Here is a 17,648-nt window from a genome sequence, read left to right as displayed (position 1 = left end):
AAACAGGGGCTATTTGGTCGCGCCGGCAATCAGCCCGCGCACCAGGAAACGGTTGAGGAAAATCACCAGCAAGACTGGAGGTAACATCGCGACCACACCGGCGGCGTTCATCAGGCCGTAGTCGACGTAATTGCGTGTGACGAACTCAGGGATCAAAACAGTCAGTGACTTGGTGGCCAGTGACGGCGAGAACACCAGCGGCACCATGAACTGACCCCAGGCACTGAGGAAGGTGAGGATCGCGGTGGCAATCAAGCCTGGCGCAGCCAGTGGCAAGACGATGCGCACCAGGGTGTAGGTGCGGCCTGCACCATCCAGCCACGCCGCTTCTTCCAGCGACACCGGCAACGACTGGTAGACGCTGCGCATCAGCCACAGGGCCAGCGGCAGGAAAGCCGACACGTAGATCAGCGTCACGCCCAGGTAGGTGTCGATCAGTTGCAGGCTGATCATCAGCCGATACAACGGAATCATCACCGTGTAGGCGGGCACCGCCATGCTCGCCACGACCAGCGCGAACAGCAGGTCGCGGCCGGGAAAGCGCAGGCGCACGAAGGCGTAGCCCCCGAACGCGGCCACCACCAGGGTCACTAAGGTTGCCGCCACCGAGGTCACCAGGCTGTTGATGAACGCCCGGGAAAACTGTGGCCATACCGATTGCACCTCATTGCCCTGGGACAGACTGCTGGCGCCGAACAACTTGGCGAAGTGTTCCAGAGTCGGGTGTTGCGGCCACAGGCTCAGCTCGCCGCTGAGCATGTCGCGCGGGTCGGTGAAGCTGGTGATGACCGCCCAGTACACCGGGCCCAGTGACCACAGCACCAGCGCCAGGATCGCCAGGCAGAAGCCGGCCTTGCTCAGGCCTTCGAGGAAATATCGGCGCATCAATCGAACCTCGTTTCGCGGTAGACCTTGAGCACGTAGATCATCGACACCAGTAGCGACGCCAGCATCGCCAGCACCGATAGCGCCATGCCATAGGAGAATTTCAGGTTCTGGAAGGCCGACATGTAGACCTGGATGATCAGGCTTCGGGTGTCCAGGCTCGCGCCGTTGAGAATCCAGGCTTCATCGAACAGGTTGAAGGCAAACACCGTCGATTGGCTCAAGGCAATGGCCAGGCCACCGGCTATGAGGGGGAGGGTGATCATGCGAAAGCATTTGAAGCGTCCTGCACCGTCAAGTTTTGCCGCTTCATACAGGTCGCCCGGAATAGCCTGCAACGCCGCCAGCAGGATAATCGCGGTCAACGGCAACATGCGCCACACGTGCACCAGTGCGATCAACAGCAACGCAGTGTGGTGATCGTTGAACCAGACCTGATTTTCGCTGATCAGGCCGATCGCCTTGAGCAGGTTGTTCAACACGCCATAGCTGGGGTTGTAGATCCACAGCCAGACCAACGCGTTGACCACCGGCGGCAGGCACCAGGGAAGGACCAGGATGGCCAGCAACCACTGGCGGCCATGACGCACCTTGTTCAACAGCAGGGCGGCTGCCAGGCCACCGAGCGTCTCCAGCACCACTGCAAGGACCACGTACACCAGGGTGTTCCAGGTGGCGTGCTGAACGTTGCTGTCTGCCACCAGGTTCTGATAGTTGAGCAGACCCACGAAAGGCGTGCCGGGGCGCATGGGGTCGATACGGTAAAGGCTGTCGAGTACCGTGGTCACCAGCGGCACGAATACCAGACTGGCCATCACCAGAATAATCGGCGCCACATACGCCAGACCCAGCCAGGTTTCACCCGGTGTGGGGCGCAAGCGCTCCCGGATCAAGGCTAGAGTCATCACGGCTGCATCGCGCTCTTGGCTTCGTCAGCAATCTGCGCGACAGCCTGATCAACGGTGAGTTGACCTTTGGCAGCCTGGTTCAAAGCGCTGGACACTGCACTGGTGAATTGGGGGTACCAGACGGGCGTGCCCTGCTTGAACAGCGGGTCGACCAACCCGGCCTGCTGCAGAATCACGTCTCCGCTCTTGAGCTTGCCTTCGCTGTTGAGTTGGCGCAGCACGCTGGTACGGGTTGGCAGATTGCCCAGGGTCTTGTAGCTCTCTATCTGGTTCTCAGGCTTGATGAACCAATTGATAAAGGTTTTGGCTCCGGCAGGGTTCTTCGCCGAACTCGGAATACCCATGGCTTCCGGCAGACCGATGGTTCGCGCGGTGCCAGTGGTGGTAAGCATCAGTGCGGCAGCAACATGCTCAGCCACCTGCGACTTGCTCGGGTCGCCGTACACCGCGACATTGCCGGCCCAGCCCGCCAGGTCGAACGTGGCATCGCCTTTCTTGAACAGTTCCTGGACTTCGACGTCTTTCAGGCCGGTAGCCGCCGGGCTGATCAGGCCTTGCTTGAGGGCGTCTATCTCGAACGCCATGGCCCGGTAGCCGGCGGAGTCAGGCTTGATGAATTGTGGTTCGAGCTGGTCGTTGAACAGTTCACCGCCGAATACCTTGGTCAGCAGATACCAGGCGGTTGCGCTGCCTTCACTGGCCGACAGGGGCAGGGCGATCGGGTACTGGCTGATGTTCTTCGCCTTGATCGCCCTGGCGTCCGCCAGCAGTTGTTCAGGCGTGGTCGGTGCGGCGCTGATGCCAGCACGGCTGAGGTGATCGCGGTTGTAGATCAGCACGCGAAAGTCGTTGGCGTAGGGCACTGCCAACAGCTTGCCATCGAACATGAAGAACTTCGCCGCCGGGATATCGGCAAGTGTCTCAGCGTCCACTGCATCGTTAAGCGGCTGGTACCAATTGGCCGCGCCGAATTGACCAACCCATGACCAATCCACTTCGGTTGTGTCGGCGGGTGGACTGCCAGCAATCATCGACGTCGCGACTTTGGTGAGTATCTGGTCCCAGCCCAACGTCTGCGCATCCAGCGTTACCCCGGTTTCGCTGCCCAGGCGATCGGTCATGGCCTTGGGCAGCGTCCCCCATGGCGGCAACAGCACTTCGGTGACATTGGCCGCATTGGCCAGGACAGCGAAGTTCGGGACCGCAAACGACAACGGCAACAGCGCGAGTGAAGCGAGCAAATGGCGTCGGAGCATGGCAAAACCTCTACATAGGGAAGGGGGAGGTTGACGGCAGTGCAAGTGAGGTACGAAGGTTCAGGGAAAGCTGTTCGATCCAGCGGTTATCGGGGTTCCATCCCGCGTTTTGCGCAGCACGCCACAGGGCACCGCCCACTGGCGGCAGACACGGTGCGCGCGCGACAGCGCCGAGACGACGGCCAATGGCGTCCATCATCAACGGGTTGGTGAATACTCCGCCGGCATAACTCCAGGTTGGCGAACCGCTGAGCCTCAGTCGTCCCCAGGCGGCAGTGATGTGTTCGGCCAAGTGCGCTGCGGCTTCGTCGAGAATGCGGTTGGCTGCCGGATCGCCTGCTGCTGCCCAGGCCGACACCTGCTCGGCAAGAGCAGCAATCGCTGGGCGACGATTGCTGATGCTGTAGACCCAGTCAGCCAATTGCTCCGGCTTCAGTCTCAGGTGATCGAACAGGGCCTGGGTCAAGCGCGGCTGTGAGTCGCGGCCATCGAGGGTACGACTGGCGAGAATCAGCGCCCGGCAGCCGATCCAGTAAGCGCTGCCTTCATCACCGAACACATCGCCCCAGCCACCGACCCGAACATGCTCGGCGCCTGGTTCGTTGCGGCTGGCCCAGGCCATTGAACCGGTACCGGCCAGCATCAGCACGCCGGCGCCCTGGCCGGCGAACGCGCCGTCGAAGGCAATGCGCACATCGTTTTCAACGATGGCCGCGCAGGGCAGCGCCTGGCTCACGACGTCGCGTTGGGCGGCCGAGCATTGGGCCAATTCACCGTGCAGTGGCAGGCCGACGACGGCCGCGCTTAATGAGGATCGAGCAGGGACTTGCAACAAAGCGTGCAATTGCGTGGACCACTGGGCGTTAGCCGTCGGGTCGAGACCGGCAGCCGTGTGCAGATGCAACACTCGACCTTGGCGATCGGCAACCGCGACCAGGGTTTTCGAGCCGCCACCGTCCAGGCCCAGCACGCAGTCTTTCATGCCTGACTGTCCCGAGCGGCGGCGCTTTGGCTGGACGCTTGCATTGTCGTGCAGCCTTGCTCGCGTAACCGGGTCCACCAACTGGCCGACAACTGCTCGTCGCTGATGACGGTTAGCGCGTTATCCAGTGGGGCCACGCGGTACGTCAGGCGTTGATCGAATTTGCTCGAGTCCACCAGTAACAACGTACTGGCCGCGCGGGCGAGCATTTTCTGGTTCAACTGCGCTTCGCTGGCGTCGAGGCTGTAGATGCAAGCGTCCGGGGCTATGGCGCCGGCACCGAGGAACAGTTGATCGAACCACAGGTTTTCGATCATCGCTTCGGCGAGGGCACCGACCATCGATGCATTTTCGGCACGCAACTGGCCACCGAGCAGGACGATCTTGATGCCGGGGGTGTTCATCAGCACCTGGGCGACGTTCAGGCAGTTGGTGAACACCGACAGAGGCAATGGATCCAGGCGCAACCGACGAGCCAGTTGCAACACTGTGGTGCCGGCGTCAAGGAAGACAGTCGAGCCGGGAGCGATCTGTTCATAGGCCAGGTCGGCGATGGCGCGTTTGGCGTACAGGTTCTGGTTCTCGCGCAGATCGAAGGCTACTTCGACTCCGGCGCTCTTGGCGATACGCGCACCACCGTGGGTGCGGTGGATGGTGCCGTCAGCCTCTAGGCTCAACAGATCGCGACGCACCGTGGCAAGAGAAGCATCCGCAACTTCGGCAATGGTTTGAATGGTGCTTTCGCCATGGCTGTAGAGGTGCTGACAGATGAGGGAAAGGCGCTCGTCTTTGGTCACTTTGAATGCTCGTTAGTGATTCATTGGAATGAAATATAAAGCCTAAAAAATCACTGTCAATCAACAAAATGATTGATTGTGATCGTTTTGCTCTCGTATGGTGATCTCCCACGTCAAATGAGAGGCACGGGTCATGCACGGACATTATCTTCAAAAACTGGCGGTTGCTCACGCCCAGGGCCACGCCCTGGGGATTACCTCGGTGTGCTCGGCTCATGCACTGGTCATCGAAGCAGCGTTGCTGGGGGCCAGGGACGCAGACACGCCGGTGCTGATTGAGGCGACGTGCAATCAGGTCAATCATGAGGGGGGGTATACCGGTATGACGCCGGAGGACTTCCGCCAGTTCGTGCAGCAGATCGCCGAGCGTGTCGGGTTCGATCCGCAGCGTCTGATCCTCGGCGGCGACCACCTGGGCCCCAATCCGTGGAAACACTTGCCGCCCCAGCAAGCCATGATCAACGCCGAACGCATGCTCGAAGCGTACGCCCGTGCCGGTTTTCGCAAGATCCACCTCGACACCAGCATGGCCTGTATGGGAGAGACCGAGCCGCTTGACAGTGAGTTGATCGCCGGCCGCGCCGCGCGTCTGGCTGCCGTGGTTGAGCGCACGGTGATGGAGGCTGGCCTGGAGTTGCCTTTCTATGTGATTGGCACCGAGGTCCCGGTACCGGGCGGTGCGTCCGAGAAAGTCGAAGACCTGGAGGTGACCACAGCACAATCGGCGCTCCACACCATCGAACTGCATCGCCAGGCTTTCATCTCCAAAGGCTTGAGCCAAGTGTTCGCCCGTGTCATCGGCTTGGTGGTGCAGCCCGGCGTCGAGTTCGGCAACGAAAATGTGGTCGTTTATCAACCGGAAAAGGCGCAGCAGCTCAGTGCGATCCTGCAAGGAGAATCACAGCTGGTGTTCGAGGCGCACTCCACGGATTACCAACCTGCCAACGCCTTGAAAAATCTGGTGCGCGACGGTTTTGCGATCCTCAAGGTCGGCCCCGGCCTGACCTTCGCCCTGCGCGAGGCACTCTACGCGCTGGACCACATCGCGGCTGCATTACGCTCGGTGCCGGAGCAGGAAAGCCTGCGCAAAACCATGGAAGCGCTGATGTTGGCCGAGCCACACTACTGGGACCGCTATTACCATGGCGATGACGCAGCGTTGCGCGTGCAGCGGCACTTCAGCTACAGCGACCGTATTCGCTATTACTGGCCGTTCGCGGCGGCCAGCCGTGCAGTGGAACAGATGTTCTCGGCCTTTGGTGACGAACCGATTCCGGAGACGCTGGTCAGTCAGTACCTGCCGCAACTGTATCCGCGGGTCACGAGCGGACAGGGTGATAACACCGCGCGCGGATTGGTGCTGGCGGCGATCGGGCAGGTGCTGGCGCAGTATGAGCAGGCGTGTGGCAGCCAAGGTGCGCGCTGACTTTCATCGTGCGTGGGATGGCACGCCTGCGCTCTGCGGCTTGAATGCCGACTTGCTGGCGTTCGTGCGCAGCTGAAACTCGCTGCAAGGCGGCACGTTGCTCATCGTTGCGGCTCGGCGACCAGCAGCAACGACTGCGGCATGGCGCTTTGCGGGTGCTGTGGTTCCTGCAAGCCAGTCAGCCTGAACCCCGCCATGTCCAGCGCATTGATCCAGCTGGAGAGGGTGCGCATGTACCACGGCATCGGTTGCCAGTTTCCCTTGAAACTGTCGAAGGTCTCTTCGCGCCAGCCATCCTGATAGTCCCCTGCGGCGGCTACCCAGGGGGTGGAGGGTCTGGATCACCAGTGCGCCACCTGGGGCGAGCAGGGCGTTCATCGCCGCGAGTAGCGCGATGATGTCCTGGTGCAGCAAGGCGAAGTTGGCGCAGATCAGGTTGTAGTCGCGGCCGATGTCCACCGTGGCCTCCACCAATTGCCGGTAGGTCGCCAGGTGCACCGCAGCTGAGCCCGCCGTCCGAGCCGCTTCGACCAATCTCGCGTCGCCATCCACGCCGACTGCCGTGATGCCGCGTTCGGCCAGCACCCGCAACAACCAGCCTTCACCGCAACCCAGGTCAAGCACCCGCTCGGGTTGCCGGCCCAGAATGGCCAGCAGAACGGCCCCGTCAGTGACCTGAACACGACTGTCGATAGCGCCACCACGAACAGCTTCGATCCAGGCCTGGGCGTTGTGCTGCCAGCTTTGTAAAAGAACAGATTCGTTAGAACTCATGGCGAAATCCCCTGTGAAAGGACTCCCACCAGAATAAGCGTACACCCCTGTGGGAGCGAGCACGCTCGCGAAAAAAAAGCCCGCCATAAAAACAAGTGGCGGGCTTTTGGGAAGTGTTGAATTCAGCCGATGGGGGCGCTTTGCTCGAGTCGCAGTCGGTTGAGCGCCAGCAACCGCATCACATAACCCAGCTTGATCGCGGTCGGGCCAAGGATCGTCAGGGCGTGGGCACCGATCAGCTGTGGCAGGCTCAGATAGGCATCAAAGTCATAAGCCAGGAAGATACCTGTAATCAGCATCACCAGCCCTCCAATCAGCAGCAAGTGAGACAGTTTCAACACCCGATGGGGACTTTCGAAAAATACATACATGCCGATCATCCCGACGCAGGTGTCTTGAGGCGTATTGCATGTCCGCAGCACGGTGCGATCCGCACTGCGGGCAGTCACAGGCAGGCGGCTCAGGCCACTGGAATCGACGGGTCGGCCGCGGCCAGGGCGGTGGCACGGTCGGCTGCCGGAGGGTAGATCCACACGGTGTTGATCTGAGTCTTGAGGTCCTTGGCTTCTTTGCCGACCAGCTTGACCTGACGGTCCCACCCTTCGGTGTACACGGCGCCCCAGGCACCCAGGTCCAGGCAAGTCACGTACTTGGGCTGGGTGTAAGGCGTTGGTTTGACACCTAGCAAATCCGCCGCGACGTTATTGCCGGCATAACGGCCCAGGGCGATTGCGTGCTGGCAGGACATGGCGGCATAGTTGCCGTCCGCATCGGTGGCGGCGTACGCCGTATCACCGGCCGCATAAACGTCATCGTGGCCGAGAACTTTCAGGTTGGCGTCAACGTGCAGGCGACCTTGGGGGTCTCGGGTGCCGGCCACCTGCTCGGTGAGCGGGCTGGCCCGGAAACCGACGGTCCAGATCACTGTATTGGACTCGATATGCTGACCGTCGGCCAAGGTCACGCCGCCAGCATCCACTGCAGCGACCGAGGCGTTAAGAATCCACTCGACACCCAATTCCCGCGATGCTTCGAGAAGCGATGGTCCGATACCGACGCCTAGCGACGCGCCCGGAGTTGGCGCCCGATCCACCACAATGACGCGGATCGGTGTGTCGTCACCCAGTGCGGCACGCAAACGGGCAGGCATTTCGGTAGCGGTTTCGATGCCGGTGAATCCACCGCCGCAAACGACCACGGTGTTACGCGCAGGTGTATAGGGCCGGTCTTTCAACGCCTTGATGTGTGTCTCAAGCTCGATGGCTGCTCCCATTTCGTCGACATCGAAAGCGTGTTCATTGACACCTTTCAACCCTGCAGGACGAATGAGCTTGCTGCCGGCAGCCACTACGAGGCGATCATAGCTGAGCGTCCCCTGAGTGCCGAACACGTCGCTGTAGCTGACCTGTTTCTTATCGGTATCGATAGTGTCCGCGGTGCCCTTGATGAATTTCACGCCTACGGCATCAAACAATTCGCCGAGTGGTGCGGCCAGGGTGTGTGCATCAGGCTCGTAAAAACGTGGGCGAATGCGCAATTCGGCCTGTGGCGCCAGGAGCGTGATCTGTACGTCGTTGCGGTCATGCTTGTCCAACAGACGGGCGGCGCTCAACGCGCTCCAGACCCCACCGAACCCTGCGCCAATAACAAGAATTTGCTGTTTCATCGGAAGACTCCAGGAGAAAAAATCGATCGTTTACCGGGTTGGCTGTTCGAGCGTGACCGTGTTCCTGATTGAATCGCGGAACGGTTCGATTCGCTGTTGGGAGATGCTATCGATCGGCCGAATGAAGAACACTTCTACATAGGGTCAATCACGCCACGCCTAGGTGTGATAGGGATATACGAAGGTATTAATTCGATCCTGCATTGCAGATCAGATCAGGTGATTGAACACGTCTTCGAGGCACGCAATGAGTTCGGCGCAGGAGAACGGCTTCGGAAAGTAGGCGATGGGTTCCGGGGAGTGGGGGCTGACGGGGGAGGGGTTCCTTGAAAGCCGGTGATGAATATCACCGGAATGTTCATGCCCCTGGCCGACAACTCGTCGTGTAATTGCGTGCCCGACATGCCGGGCATTTGAATATCGGAGATAAGGCAACGCGTATCATGCGGCCCGCTGGAAGCGAGGAAGGTTTCAGCGTCAGCATATGTCCGCACTGTGTAGCCGTTCGACCGCAGCAGACTGTCCAGTGCATTACGCACGGACTCGTCATCATCGACAACGGATACAACAGCGGCTTGGGGCATTGGTCTTCCTGGGGGGCGCAGAACCCAACAGGGGTGTCCGCCGTCCCCGCAAGATACGCCCTCCCGCCGCTTGTCATACTATACGTGCGTATAAAGGCTTCATCGGGCCTGGTCCACCCCGAGTGTCTGGGCCATACGAACCAGATCGGCGAAAGAGCGTGCGAACATTTTACGCATCGCCTGGCCGCGATGAATTTTTACCGTGATTTCGCTAAGGCCAATTTCGCTGGCAATCTGCTTATTCATCAGGCCGGATGCCGCCAGTGTCATCACGGTTTGCTCTCTGGGCGTAAGCGTTGCGTAACGACTGCGTAACTCATCGTTGCCACGTTCGGCCTCACGCCGTTGTTTGTCACGCACATGCGCTGCGGATACGGCGTCAATCAGATCCTGCTCCCGAAATGGTTTTGTCAGGAAGTCCACGGCGCCGGCCTTCATCGCTCTCACCGTCATCGCAATATCTCCATGTCCGGTCATGAAAACGATTGGCAGATTGATATTGGCCATCAGTAATTCATTCTGGAAGTCCAGGCCGCTCGTGCCTTGCAGCCGCACGTCCAGTACGAGGCAACTGGGGAGGTCAGGACGAGTGAAGTTCATGAACTCGGCGACCGAGTCAAATAACTCAACCTGCAAACCGACCGAGCGCAACAAACTGCCGAGCGCGTCACGCAGGGGGGCATCGTCATCGACGATGAAAACCATGGGCTCGAGATTGATGACTTTGTTCATGGGGTGCTGTTCGTTCATGGGGCATCCGTAGAGTGCTGAATCCTTGGATCGGCGACGCTGGGGCGGTCATTCAGCGCCCGGTGGTATTCGCCGATACGGGTATTGAAAACTTGAATGAGGTCCCCCGGCCGACCGTGCTGGTCGCCCATATTCGCCCGTCGTGAAAATTGATGATCGAGCGACAGATCGACAGACCCATGCCCAGTCCGGTCTCTTTGGTGGTGAAGAAGGGGGTGAACAGCGAAGGCATGACCTTCGCTGGTATGCCCATTCCCTGATCGGCCACTTCCACGACGGCCGCGCCGGCCACGACCCAGGTACGCACCCACAATACGCGATCGCAAACCTGCACTTGCTCCATTGCGTGGCAGGCATTAATGATCAGATTGATGATGACTTGCTGCAGCTGTACCCGATCGACGTTGACTTGACCTGAATGCGCCAGCAGCTCGACTTTCAGCGTTACGCCCTTGTGGGTCAGCTCTTGTTGAACCAGCGCGAGTGTCTCATTGACGATCTCGTCCACGAACTCGCTCTGGCGTAGAGGATCGCACTTTCGGGAGAGGGCCCGGATTCGACCGATGACGTCGCTGGCACGTCCCGCGCTGGCGACAATTCGGTCCAGTGATTGCAGCGCTTCAGGGAGGTCTGGCTCAGGCCGATCCAGCCAGCGTCGACAGGCTTCGCCGCTGCTGGTGATTGCAGTGAGGGGCTGATTGACCTCGTGAGCAATGGAGGCGGCGAGTTCGCCGAGTGACGTCACGCGGGTAACGTGCGCCAGTTGTGCGTGCGCGCAAAAGAGGGCCGATTCGGCTTCCTTGCTGGCTGTAATGTCCATCAGCGCGCCAATGTATTCGCAGCGGTCATGTTGCTCGAACAACGGGCTGGCAATCATATGCACGTGCTTGATCCGGCCGTCGGGCAACAGCACCCTGTGTTTGACTTCAATCAGGGCGTCGTGGCGGGCAGCCTTGGCAAATACTTCGTGCACCAGGTGCAAATCATCGGGGTGAGTGCGTGCCAGAACCATTTGCGCACTTAGCGGGACGTTCGCCGAATACTCGAAGATCCTCGCCGATTCGTCCGACCATGACATAGCCTTGCCATCACCGCTGAAACCAACGCTGCCCGTCTGGCTCAGTCGCTGCGCGCCGATCAGATACAGCTCGTTGTGGTGCAGCCGCTCCGCAGCGTATTTGCTGCGCAGCGCCAAAAAAGTAATCGCCGACAGGGCGGTCAAGCAGCGGAAAAATCCGGTAGTCGAATTCCAGTGTTGATAACCGCCGTTGTAAAGATAGGTTGCGGTCAGCAGCAATATGCACAGCAACGCGACGGAAATCACCACGTTGATCGAGAAGAGATTGGCCGCCATCAATAACAAGGTGATGTAAAGGATTGTCGGCGCAAAGTCGGTTTGCGTTTCAGAGTTGATTATCACGATCCCGCAGGCGACCACGAGTCCGATGAGCCATCCCAGGGCATTGAACCAGGGATTGGGGCTGATGTTTATCATGGTGTTGAGGGTATTCGGGCTGGAAGCGTGCGGTGTCTTGGCGAAGATGTTGGAGATAAAGGGTAACGCTTTGTGCGCACTGGCAGACCGATTCTTTTTCATTATTGCCCTGCACTTCGGATAGCGGGGAGAGGGTGCATGGGGCGATATCGTACAAAGCAATGGTTCTCATCCGATAGGACATAAACCCCTGAAATTCGGCCACTGACTTGCATCTTGCGATGGCGGATTTCCCGCCCTTATTGCCCGTCGCCATACTCAGGTATGAAACGCCACACCCATGGATGAGTGCCCTGTCCTGAGGTACGACATACGTTTGCCGGTCAGCGGCATAACCTGTTCACACATTGCGCATCGTTGCTCCGGACTGTTGATAGGGGGGCGAGATGGCACGCCGATACTCCAACCTGAAAGGCTTCAATGCCGGGCGGTTTACATGATGAACAGAAATGACCTGCGTCGTGCTGACATCAATCTGCTGGTTGTCTTCGAGTCGATGATGCACGAGCGAAATGTCAGTCGAGTTGGCGAGAAGCTTTTCCTCGGCCAACCGACGATCAGCAGTGCTTTAGGCCGCTTGCGCTTGATGTTCGACGATCCATTGTTCATCCGGTCAGGGCGGGTGATGGAACCGACTTCAAGAGCCGAGGAGATTTTTTCCAATCTGGCCCCTGCGCTTGACGGCATTGCCGCAGCCCTGAGTCGCTGTCAGGCATTCGACCCTGCTACCAGCGAGGCAACGTTCCACGTAGGCCTCTCGGATGATGTCGAATACGCGCTGTTGCCTTCGCTATTGCGTCGTCTACGCATCGAGGCTCCCAACATGACGCTGGTGGTGCGTCGCGCGGATCACTGGCAAATGCCCCAGTTGTTGACCTCTGGGGAAATTTCAATCGGGATCAGTCATACCCTTGAACTGCCCGCCAACGCGCGGCGCAAGGGACTGCGTACAACCCGTCCGATGTTGTTGCGTGCCGATTCTCAGTCTGGTGAGTTGGGCCTCGACGAGTTCTGCCGCCGTCCACATGCGGTGGTGTCTTCGATGGGGAATGTCATCGAGGAGGCCGATCGCACACTCAGCCACATCGGCCGCCAACGCAAGGTGGTGTTGGCGGTGCCACAATTCAGCGCGTTGCCCGTACTGATGGCCGACAGCGACATGATCGCTATCGTGCCCGATTACATTGCCCGTTCCATGGCCATGATCGATGGCCTGCGTGCTGAGTTCGCTCCGCTGGATCTTCCACAGCAGGAGCTTTCCATGGTCTGGCGCGGGGCGACTCACAACGACCCGGCAGAACGCTGGTTACGCTCACGATGCAGCGCGTTTCTGAGCGAACAGGACGAGCCGCTGATGCAACCAGCCTGTACTGCAAATAATCTTATGTCCGTCGCTTGAGCGGATGTCAATGGCCGGGAATACACCATGCTGCTCTTTCTCCAGACTCATCCCCTGATCACCGGAGCGCTTCTGGTTTTGCTGGACTTGTCACTTTGGCGTGGGCTCGGCGTCGGCCAGCCGGTGTGGCGCATGTGTTCTCGCATCACGGTTTTCGTCGGGTTTTCCTGGGTAATGACGGCGGCGGGCATCAGCCCGTTACAGCCTCCGCTATGGCCGGAAGACGCGATTCTCAACCTGATGGCAACCATTATCGGCATCGTTTGGTGGTTGTTTGCAGCCAGGACACTTACGGTGGTGCTTGGCGCCGGCCTGACCTCGCGCGGCGGGCACACCGCACGCTTGCTCCACGATGTGCTTGGAGCGGCCATCTTCCTCATGGCGATTGTCGGCGCCGCTGCTTATGTCTTGCAGTTGCCGGTCAAGGGGTTGCTCGCGACCTCAGGGGTGATGGCAATTGTCATTGGTCTGGCGCTGCAAAGTACGCTGAGCGATGTGTTCTCGGGCATCGTACTCAATACCACCAAACCCTACGAAGTGGATGACTGGATCGTTATCGACGGCGTTGAGGGCAGGGTGGTGGAGATCGATTGGCGTTCTACCCACCTGCTGACCAAGCTGGGCAGTACGGCCGTGGTCCCCAATTCACTCGCGGCAAAAGCCAAGATACTCAACCTCAGCCGACCCGGTAATGCTTACGGGGTCAGCATCGTGATGGCGATTCCCAGCAGCGTGCGTCCACGTCGAGCCATCGATGCCCTGGAAAAAGCCTTGCAAGGCACTCGCGCCTTGCTCCCCGGATTCAAGCCCAAGGTCTCGGTGAAAAGTTCGCACCTGGAATACAACGAATACGAACTGAAGGGGTTCATCGAGTCGTTATCCCACAAGACCGAGGTGCGCAACCTCATGTTCGATCTCGCTCATCGTCATCTCCAGGCGGCAGGCGTCACCTGGGAGGTCGCGCCGGGTAAGCAGGCGTGGAGTCGACCGCGCCATTTGTTGGAAGATGTGCGGATATTTCGCTCCCTCGGTATTGAGGATCGAGACCGGCTCGCCGACCATATGACCGCTGTTGACTACCAGGCTAACCAGGTGTTGTTGGCGTTCGACGCCGTGGCTGATTGTTTGATGATTATCAGCACGGGTGTGGTCTCGGTGTCGATCCACGACGGTGAGCGTCTGATCGAAGCCGGGCGCATGGGGCCGGGGGAAGTGCTGGGCGAGGAAGGTATCCTCAACGAAGGACGCTCGCGAGGTGAGTTTCGCAGCCTCACCAGCGGCCGGTTATTTCGCATTGAGCGCGACATGCTCGACCCCCAACTGGAGCAAAGCAGCGACCTGCATGTTGCCTTGGACAACCTGATACACCAGCGCGAGGAAATTCGAGAGTCGGTCGTGACGAAAAAAACGGTGCACGCCAAGCGCAGTGGTTTGCTCGGCTGGCTACAGAAGAAACGCCTGCCGTCAGCGTGAAAACCGGCTGCGATACTCGCGCGGCGAAATGGAAAGGTGGCGATGGAAGGTGTAGCGCATCCGCTCTTCATCGCCAAATCCGCACAACTGAGCGATTTGATCGATGTTGCGTTCGGAATCCTCCAGCATCCGCCGCGCGGCTTCCATGCGGAACATTTCCAAGGCCTTGGCCGGTGTGCGCCCGACCTTGCGCTTGTACACCCTGGAAAAGTTGCGCGGACTCATCTGTGCCTGGCGAGCCAGGGACTCAACGGTCAAATTGGCGTCGCCCAGGTTCGCGCTGATCCATAAATGCAAGTCGTCGAAGCTGCCTCCGTCATCCATCTGCGATTGCAACAGGTGGCTGAATTGCGCCTGGCCGCCAGGACGCTTGAGATAGATTACCAACTCCCGAGCCACCTCGAGCGCCACTTCGCGACCGCAGTCGGCTTCGACCAATGCCAGTGACATGTCGATGCCGGTGCTCACCCCGGCCGAGGTCCAGACCGCGCCTTGCTGGATGAAAATGGCATCAATGTCCACATCGATCGTCGGGAAGCCGCTTTTAAGCATGTCGCACATCGCCCAGTGGGTCGCGGCGCGCAAGCCTTCCAGCAAACCCGCCTGGGCCATCAGGAACGTACCGCTGCACACGGAGGCCGTACGTCTGGCGTTCGCCGCTGCTTCGCGTAGCCAATTCACCAGCGCAACCTCGTCGTCCATGGCCTGGCGGATGTTCGGCGCGCCAGGCACGATCAGTGTGTCTACCGGCAGTCCAGTGAAATCCTTGAGTGACGTGGTGTGCACTGACAGGCCTTCGGCCGTTGGAATAAGGCCGCCTTCAAGGCTCGCCGTGTGCATGGCATAGCCCGGCAGCCCGCGTGCGGCCATGGCCTTGGACGCGGCCCAGAACACAGTCTGGGCTCCTGTCAGGTCGAGCAGTCCCATTTGTGGGTACGCCAGGAAAACAACCGTGCGCGGTTGCGAGAGGGCGGTAGTTGGGCTGGCAATTGAATTCATGTCGGCATTACCACTCGTTTTTCGCCAATCAGTGGCGAGTCAGGACCTGTGTTGAGTATCGGGTTCAGTATCATCTCAGCGAGCTGACAACCCTTGATTATCCGAAGCTCAGGCTTGGCACGAGGTCGCGCGTGCCAGGCGCCTGAAAGGTGCTTGAGGTTGCTTGTGCCGCCGTGATCAGGGGCAGGGCGAACATGAATGTCGCGCCTTGACCTTCGAAGCTCGTCGCCCAGATTCTGCCCTCATGGCACTCGATGATCGAGCGGCAGATGGATAATCCCATGCCCAACCCCTCAGCCTTCGTCGTGTAAAACGCGTTGAACAGCGAGGCGAGCTGACCGGTTTCTATGCCCGTGCCGCTGTCCTTCACCGCGATCATCACTTCGTGGCCTTCCACCCAGGTTCGAATGTTCAGGTAGCGTTTTCGTTCGCCCAGATGACTCATGGCCTGGCAGGCATTCATTACCAGGTTGATGATCACCTGTTGCAGTTGGACACGGTCGCCTTTGATGATCGCACCGCCTGCCTGCAAGAATATATTCTGTTGTATGTGTTTGTGACTCAGCTCGTACTGAATCAGGGTCAGCGTATCTGTCACGATGGTATCGAATGGGTGATCCTGAGGCTGCGACACACACTTCTTCGAGAGTGAGCGCACGCCCGTGATGATTTCATTGGCGCGTCGCGCGCTTTGAATGATTCGATGGACGGACGCCTTCACTTCACCGAGGTCCGGTCGATCACGATCCATCCAGCGCAGGCATGATTCGCCGCTGGAGACAATGGCCGCCAAGGGTTGGTTGACTTCATGGGCGATGGACGCCGCAAGCTCTCCCAGCGAAGTCACGCGGCTGACATGCGCCAACTGCGCCTGCGAATCGAACAGCGCCTGTTCCGCTTTACGCGCCGAGGTGATGTCCATCAGGGCAACCACGTATTCCCGATCATGAGCGTTGCCCAGGTTTATTGCATTGATCAGCACCTGGACGTAGCGCAGGCTACCGTCTGGCATGATCAGGCGACGCTCAAGCTCGACGTTGCTCCCCAACTCGCCCGTGGCCAGCAGGCTTAACAGCTCTTCAGCGCGGGGACGGTCGTCCGGGTGCAGCCGGTCATCCATCAAGCGCCAGGAAGGCTCGATATCCGGGGGATATCCATAAATACGAAAAGCCTCCTCAGACCAATGAATTTCCTTGCATTGACCCCGAGCGAACCGCATACCCATGCTGCCGGTCTGGCTGAGTCTTTGCGCGCCGTTGAGAAAGGCTTGATTGCGGCGCAGTTCATTGGTTGACCATTTGCTGCGTAAGGTCAGCAATGTGATGGTGACCAACGACACAACACATCTGACGTAGCCAGCGATACTGCCTTGCGACTCGTAGAAGTATTCGATAACGAAGCCGCCGGTAATCAGGACGAAGCAGAATAACGCGATAATCAGAACAATTCTGATGGAGAAAACATGGGCAGACATGAACAACAGTGTGATGTAAAGCACTGCATGCGCCAGGTCTGAATCAAGCATCAGGTTGATGGTGGATATAGTGATGGCCGCCGAAAAGGAGGCTATGAAAGCCAGTCGGTCTGACGCCAGGAATCGTTTGCACAACCGGGTCAGCATCATCTTTTCGCCTTCTATACACATTTGAGGGTATTAACAGGAAAGAACCGCAGCATTCCGGGTCCTGAAAAAGCGCTCTTATGCAAGAGCGCCCTACAACCGTTTCGGTTGGAACTAACAAATTAGATGATGGATTTTGCGACCAATTGAGTCGTGGTCAGTCCATCGAAAAGTGCGCATTGATGGACATGGCAGAATCGTATGCTTGTCCCGCATATGCCACGCGACGTTCGATCAGGCGATCAGAGCCGCCTTCGGCCACGCGGCGTTCGATCAGGCGATCGGAGCCGCCCTCGGCCACGCGGCGTTCGATCAGTCGATCGGAGCCGCCTTCGGCCACGCGGCGCTCGATCAGGCGATCAGAGCCGCCCTCGGCCACGCGACGTTCGATCAGGCGATCGGAGCCGCCTTCGGCCACGCGGCGCTCGATCAGGCGATCAGAGCCGCCCTCGGCCATGCGACGTTCAATCAGGCGATCGGAGCCGCCTTCGGCCACGCGGCGTTCGATCAGGCGATCGGATCCGCCTTCGGCCACGCGACGTTCGATCAGGCGATCGGAGCCGCCTTCGGCCACGCGACGTTCGATCAGGCGATCGGAGCCGCCTTCGGCAATACGAGTAGGGGCCGATTTTG

General features: G+C 59.3%; 16 protein-coding genes and 1 pseudogene. 3 read left to right on the top strand and 14 right to left on the bottom strand.

The annotated features are described in order from the left end of the window. Positions 1 to 9: 9 nt before the first annotated feature. From AB4N33_RS08980 to AB4N33_RS08960, 5 genes are read right to left on the bottom strand one after another with little or no spacing between them, the layout of a single operon-like run. On the bottom strand, positions 10 to 885 hold the full coding sequence (locus tag AB4N33_RS08980) for a carbohydrate ABC transporter permease (protein WP_476457039.1): 876 nt from the start codon (positions 883 to 885) through the stop codon (positions 10 to 12). After that, complete coding sequence (locus AB4N33_RS08975; protein ID WP_476457038.1) at positions 885 to 1,790, bottom strand: carbohydrate ABC transporter permease; 906 nt, start codon at positions 1,788 to 1,790, stop codon at positions 885 to 887. Before AB4N33_RS08975 ends, AB4N33_RS08980 begins: the two co-directional genes overlap by 1 nt. Continuing rightward, a complete protein-coding gene (locus AB4N33_RS08970) occupies positions 1,790 to 3,049 on the bottom strand; it encodes an extracellular solute-binding protein (protein ID WP_476457037.1) in 1,260 nt (419 codons plus the stop codon). The genes AB4N33_RS08975 and AB4N33_RS08970 overlap by 1 nt, the downstream gene beginning before the upstream one ends. Positions 3,050 to 3,059: 10 nt before the next feature. Then, complete coding sequence (locus AB4N33_RS08965) at positions 3,060 to 4,031, bottom strand: N-acetylglucosamine kinase (protein WP_476457036.1); 972 nt, start codon at positions 4,029 to 4,031, stop codon at positions 3,060 to 3,062. Continuing rightward, entirely contained in the window at positions 4,028 to 4,828 is an 801-nt protein-coding gene (locus AB4N33_RS08960) for a DeoR/GlpR family DNA-binding transcription regulator (RefSeq protein ID WP_476457035.1), read from the bottom strand. Before AB4N33_RS08960 ends, AB4N33_RS08965 begins: the two co-directional genes overlap by 4 nt. 133 nt (positions 4,829 to 4,961) lie before the next feature. On the opposite strand from AB4N33_RS08960, the gene AB4N33_RS08955 reads away from it, so the two are divergent. Continuing rightward, entirely contained in the window at positions 4,962 to 6,254 is a 1,293-nt protein-coding gene (locus AB4N33_RS08955) for a D-tagatose-bisphosphate aldolase, class II, non-catalytic subunit (RefSeq protein ID WP_476457034.1), read from the top strand. A gap of 101 nt (positions 6,255 to 6,355) precedes the next feature. Here the strand turns inward: AB4N33_RS08955 and AB4N33_RS08950 are convergent. The 6 genes and pseudogenes from AB4N33_RS08950 to AB4N33_RS08925 all read right to left on the bottom strand — a co-directional run bounded on the left by AB4N33_RS08950 (position 6,356) and on the right by AB4N33_RS08925 (position 11,523). Then, a pseudogene (locus AB4N33_RS08950) lies at positions 6,356 to 7,028 on the bottom strand (class I SAM-dependent methyltransferase). A 122-nt stretch (positions 7,029 to 7,150) separates the two neighbouring features. Continuing rightward, positions 7,151 to 7,399, bottom strand: a complete 249-nt coding sequence (locus AB4N33_RS08945; RefSeq protein ID WP_460125770.1) for a transmembrane sensor/regulator PpyR — start codon at positions 7,397 to 7,399, stop codon at positions 7,151 to 7,153. 89 nt (positions 7,400 to 7,488) lie between these two features. Next, positions 7,489 to 8,694 (bottom strand): NAD(P)/FAD-dependent oxidoreductase, encoded by a 1,206-nt coding sequence (locus AB4N33_RS08940; protein ID WP_476457033.1) that lies wholly within the window; start codon positions 8,692 to 8,694, stop codon positions 7,489 to 7,491. 215 nt (positions 8,695 to 8,909) lie between these two features. Then, a complete protein-coding gene (locus tag AB4N33_RS08935) occupies positions 8,910 to 9,278 on the bottom strand; it encodes a response regulator transcription factor (protein WP_476457032.1) in 369 nt (122 codons plus the stop codon). 99 nt (positions 9,279 to 9,377) lie between these two features. After that, positions 9,378 to 10,028 carry a response regulator transcription factor gene (locus AB4N33_RS08930; protein WP_460125764.1) on the bottom strand — a complete coding sequence of 217 codons (651 nt, stop codon included), beginning with the start codon at positions 10,026 to 10,028 and terminating at the stop codon, positions 9,378 to 9,380. Between the two features lie 52 nt (positions 10,029 to 10,080). Next, positions 10,081 to 11,523, bottom strand: coding sequence for a sensor histidine kinase (locus tag AB4N33_RS08925; RefSeq protein WP_476458801.1), 1,443 nt, complete (start codon positions 11,521 to 11,523; stop codon positions 10,081 to 10,083). 436 nt (positions 11,524 to 11,959) lie between these two features. Here AB4N33_RS08925 and AB4N33_RS08920 point away from each other — a divergent pair, with 436 nt between their 5' ends. Both AB4N33_RS08920 and AB4N33_RS08915 read left to right on the top strand, forming a co-directional pair. Continuing rightward, entirely contained in the window at positions 11,960 to 12,922 is a 963-nt protein-coding gene (locus tag AB4N33_RS08920) for a LysR family transcriptional regulator (RefSeq protein ID WP_460142141.1), read from the top strand. A 27-nt stretch (positions 12,923 to 12,949) separates the two neighbouring features. After that, positions 12,950 to 14,395, top strand: a complete 1,446-nt coding sequence (locus AB4N33_RS08915; protein WP_460125760.1) for a mechanosensitive ion channel domain-containing protein — start codon at positions 12,950 to 12,952, stop codon at positions 14,393 to 14,395. Here AB4N33_RS08915 and AB4N33_RS08910 read toward each other — a convergent pair. The 3 genes from AB4N33_RS08910 to AB4N33_RS08900 all read right to left on the bottom strand — a co-directional run bounded on the left by AB4N33_RS08910 (position 14,387) and on the right by AB4N33_RS08900 (position 17,628). Further along, positions 14,387 to 15,394 carry a GlxA family transcriptional regulator gene (locus tag AB4N33_RS08910; protein WP_476457031.1) on the bottom strand — a complete coding sequence of 336 codons (1,008 nt, stop codon included), beginning with the start codon at positions 15,392 to 15,394 and terminating at the stop codon, positions 14,387 to 14,389. The genes AB4N33_RS08915 and AB4N33_RS08910 overlap by 9 nt on opposite strands. A 97-nt stretch (positions 15,395 to 15,491) precedes the next feature. Continuing rightward, the gene (locus tag AB4N33_RS08905) at positions 15,492 to 17,018 is read right to left on the bottom strand and encodes a sensor histidine kinase (RefSeq protein WP_476457030.1); all 1,527 of its coding nucleotides are present in this window, start codon (positions 17,016 to 17,018) and stop codon (positions 15,492 to 15,494) included. Between the two features lie 154 nt (positions 17,019 to 17,172). Further along, the gene (locus AB4N33_RS08900; RefSeq protein WP_476458800.1) at positions 17,173 to 17,628 is read right to left on the bottom strand and encodes a phage infection protein; all 456 of its coding nucleotides are present in this window, start codon (positions 17,626 to 17,628) and stop codon (positions 17,173 to 17,175) included. Between the last annotated feature and the right edge of the window lie 20 nt (positions 17,629 to 17,648).

The sequence above is a fragment of the Pseudomonas sp. S1_E05 genome (assembly GCF_056337105.1).
This window is presented reverse-complemented; position numbering and strand designations above follow the sequence as displayed.